This window comes from Nocardia barduliensis (assembly GCF_013315795.1).
In the GTDB taxonomy this organism is placed as follows: domain Bacteria; phylum Actinomycetota; class Actinomycetes; order Mycobacteriales; family Mycobacteriaceae; genus Nocardia; species Nocardia barduliensis.
Map to the genome: position 1 here is coordinate 1 of NZ_JABLTE010000225.1, position 3,395 is coordinate 3,395.

3 protein-coding genes are annotated in these 3,395 nt (G+C 65.2%); all 3 read left to right on the forward strand.

Features of this window, described 5'->3' with window-relative positions:
- A partial coding sequence (locus tag HOV91_RS38635) for a VirB4 family type IV secretion system protein (RefSeq protein ID WP_174190121.1) occupies positions 1-1,231 on the forward strand: 1,231 nt, incomplete at its 5' end.
- Positions 1,228-1,662 carry a helix-turn-helix domain-containing protein gene (locus HOV91_RS38640; RefSeq protein ID WP_174190122.1) on the forward strand — a complete coding sequence of 145 codons (435 nt, stop codon included), beginning with the start codon at positions 1,228-1,230 and terminating at the stop codon, positions 1,660-1,662. The genes HOV91_RS38635 and HOV91_RS38640, both read left to right, overlap by 4 nt.
- 73 nt (positions 1,663-1,735) lie before the next feature.
- Entirely contained in the window at positions 1,736-2,989 is a 1,254-nt protein-coding gene (locus HOV91_RS38645; RefSeq protein ID WP_174190123.1) for a tyrosine-type recombinase/integrase, read from the forward strand.
- Positions 2,990-3,395 lie beyond the last annotated feature (406 nt).

Here is a 3,395-nt window from a genome sequence, read left to right on the forward strand (position 1 = left end):
GCCCCAGGGCGTCCTCTACGGCCGCGACGCCGCGTCGGGCCTGCTGTTCGTGGACCGGTTCGGGCCTGAGGCTCACAACCACAACCTCGTCGTCCTCGGGCGCAGCGGTGCGGGCAAGTCCTACCTGGTCAAAACCGAGATCCTGCGAGCCCTCTATCGCGGGATCGAGCAGGTCGTCATCGACCCCGAAGACGAATACCGCCGCCTCGCCGAGGCTGTGGGCGGCACCCACATCCGCCTCGGCGCACCCGGCGTCCGGCTCAACCCGTTCGACCTGGAAGTCCACACCCGACCCGACGGCCGCCGCAGCGCACCAGCCGACGCACTCGTCCGCCGCAAGCTGTTCTGCCACACCCTGATCCAGGTGCTGTTGGGGGACCAGACCGCCGCGCAACGGGCCGCCCTGGACGCTGCCCTGGCAGCCACATACACCGACGCCGGGATCACCGACGACCCCGCCACCTGGACCCGACCCGCGCCCGCCCTGAACGACTTGCGTGACCAGCTCGACCGGCTCGCCTCGCCCGCTGCCGTCGAGCTGGCCGCCGGACTACACCCCTACACCGGCAAGGGAGCCTATGCCGGGCTGATCGACGGGCACACCACCACCGAACCCGAGGGCGGGATGATCGTGTTCTCGCTGCGGGAGCTGCCCGACGAGCTGAAAACCATCGGCACCCTGCTCGTGCTAGACGCGACCTGGCGACGGGTGTCCAACCCCGGCCAGCGGCGGCCTCGCATGATCACCGTGGACGAGGCATGGCTGTTGCTGCGCCAGCCCGCCGGGGCGGCGTTCCTGTTCCGGGCGGCGAAGAGCTTCCGCAAGTATTGGGCGGGATTGACCGTCGCGACGCAGGACTGCGCAGATGTGTGCTCGACCGAGCTGGGTCGCGCGATCATCTCCAACGCCGCGACTCAAATTCTGTTGCGCCAGGCACCTCAGGCCATCGACGAGGTCGCTACCGCCTTCCACCTCTCCGACGGCGAGCAGCAGTTCCTGCTCTCGGCCGCACGCGGTTCGGGGCTGCTCGCGGTCGGCGGCACCGACCGCGCGGTGTTCGGGTCGCTGGCCTCGCACACCGAGAACGCCCTCATCACCACCGATCCCGGTGAACTCACCGCCACCGGCGACATGGACTACTCCGATGTCGACCTCGGCGAGCCACCGCTCCCGGTGCCTGCGAACCCCGGCACGGAAGCGTCTGAGCAGCGAAAGGCCCCACAGCGATGACGCCCACTCGCAAGTCGGCCGGTGACCCGACCACGTCGAAAGCAACCCCGGACAGGCCGATTCAGGCGGGCGGTGCGGACGTCCCACACCGGGCCAACGGGCCGGACGAAACGGCGCACAAATTCGGAAGCAGGGGGAATAACCGCAGATCGAAAAACAATTCGACCGCACCGCTTGACCGCGGGCCGATATCGAGCGTGAATATAGACCCGTCACCGGGAAATGGAAGTATCCAAAATTCGGTGACGGACCATTGGCTCAGCACGGAGGAAGTATCTCAGCGATTGCAGATCCCTGAGAAAACCCTCGCGAACTGGGCCTCGCTCGGAAAAGGTCCTCGCTTTGCTCGAATGGGCAGATATCGGAGATATCGATTCAGCGACCTCCTCGCTTGGGAGGAAGCCCAGCTCGAACTCGGGGAAAGCGCGTGAATCCGACCGGATCCGGATGGCAGACCAAACAGTGTGGAAAGGTACTGGAGAGATGCCTCGGCAGGCGTTGGCAATGGGAACATACGGCAAGATCAGCTGCACGAAACTCGGCACACGGCAATACCGGGCACGGGCCCGATACCGCTCCTACAGCGGAGAAACCATCCGGGTCGAAGGATGGGGAGCCAGCAAAACCGCCGCAGAGCACCGACTTAAAGAAGTCGTTCAGGAACGGATCAAGTCCGAGGGGCGTCAGCGGAACGGTGCCGTCACCTGGAACACCCTGATCCCCGCACTGGCGGACCTCTGGCTCGAAGAAATGGAACTCGACGAGACTGTGGCCCCCCAAACCCTGCAATGGTATCGGGAGGAGATCGAACCCTCCGACGATCCACGTGCCCGCAAGGGCACCGTGAAGATCAAAACGGCGATGAGCGGTGTGCGGCTGTTCGAGGCTGACACCTCCTACCTGGATGCTCACCTGAAGATGATCCAGAAGAACGGGCACACCCGTAAAGCCCAGTGCCACAAGATCATCCTCACCGGCATGATGAGCCTGGCCGTTCGTCACGGGGCGATTAGTGAGAACCCCATGCGCGAAGTCGGCAAGATCAAACGCAAGAAGAAGAAACCGAAAGCGATGGACGAGACAACCCGCAACGGGTTACGCGCCCAGCTCGAAACCTGGCTCGCCGGAAAGGCGATCCCCGGCACGCCCGCCTACACGCGCGGCCCTGCACGCGACCCCGACATCCTCAACGCCGCCGACATACTCCTGGGAACCGGAGCCCGGCCGGGTGAATGCCTCGCGTTCCGTCGCTGCGATGTCGACACCTCCGCGACCCCGTGGGAAATGACCATCAGCGGCACCATCGTCCGTGTGACCGGAGTGGGGCTGTACCGGCAGGAGTGGACCAAGACCGACGCCGGGTACCGCACCGTCGTGCTACCGACGTTCACCATCGAGACCCTGCGGGCACTTGGTGCCGACGATTGGGATCCCGACGACGAAACTCCGCTCTTTCCCTCGCGGCGTGGCGGCTGGCGCGACCCTCATAACTTCGGTCGCACCTGGCGCGCCGCACGCGGAACCACCTACGCCTGGATCACCCCGAAGACCTACCGCAAGACGAACCTGACCGCCGTGGCTGAAGGGTTCGGACCCGAACAGGCCAAGCGGCAAGCCGGACACCGCAACAGTGCCACCACCGAACAGCACTACATCGACCGGCCCGCGCTGGCCCCCGATTCCACCGCCGTTCTCAACCAGCTAGCACCATTCGTCTCCGGCACCGCCCAGGACAACCCCCGGAACCAGGATGGGTAGGGAACGCGACAATCTGTCGACGCCCTGCCGCCGGGCCCACAGCGCGGCAGGCACCCCGCACCGCTACGGGGCCGCAGGACATCCGCCGCCGGGAACCGTGCAAAACTTGACCGCCCCCGCGCTAACCCCCCGGTTTGAACGGGAAACCACGGGAACCAATGGGAAGCGTCGGGACCAACCACCGTACCGTTCCCGCAGTTCACAGGATATTTCAGGAAGCGATGGGAACCACGAGACATCTAGAACCCCTGCGTGGGGGTCAGGGGTTCGAGTCCCCTTAGAGGACGTCTTACGTGGTGAGTTTCTTGTAGCAGGTCAGCGCTGCGGCGAGTTGTAGAAATGCTGCGAAGAGGCGGCCGTGTCGTTCGTAGCGGATCGTCAAGCGCCGGTATCCGGTCAACCATGC

Coding starts and splice junctions, on each gene's coding strand:
- HOV91_RS38645 (WP_174190123.1), top strand. CDS start 1,736: ATGGGAACATACGGCAAGATCAGCTGCACGAAACTCGGCACACGGCAA.
- HOV91_RS38640 (WP_174190122.1), top strand. CDS start 1,228: ATGACGCCCACTCGCAAGTCGGCCGGTGACCCGACCACGTCGAAAGCA.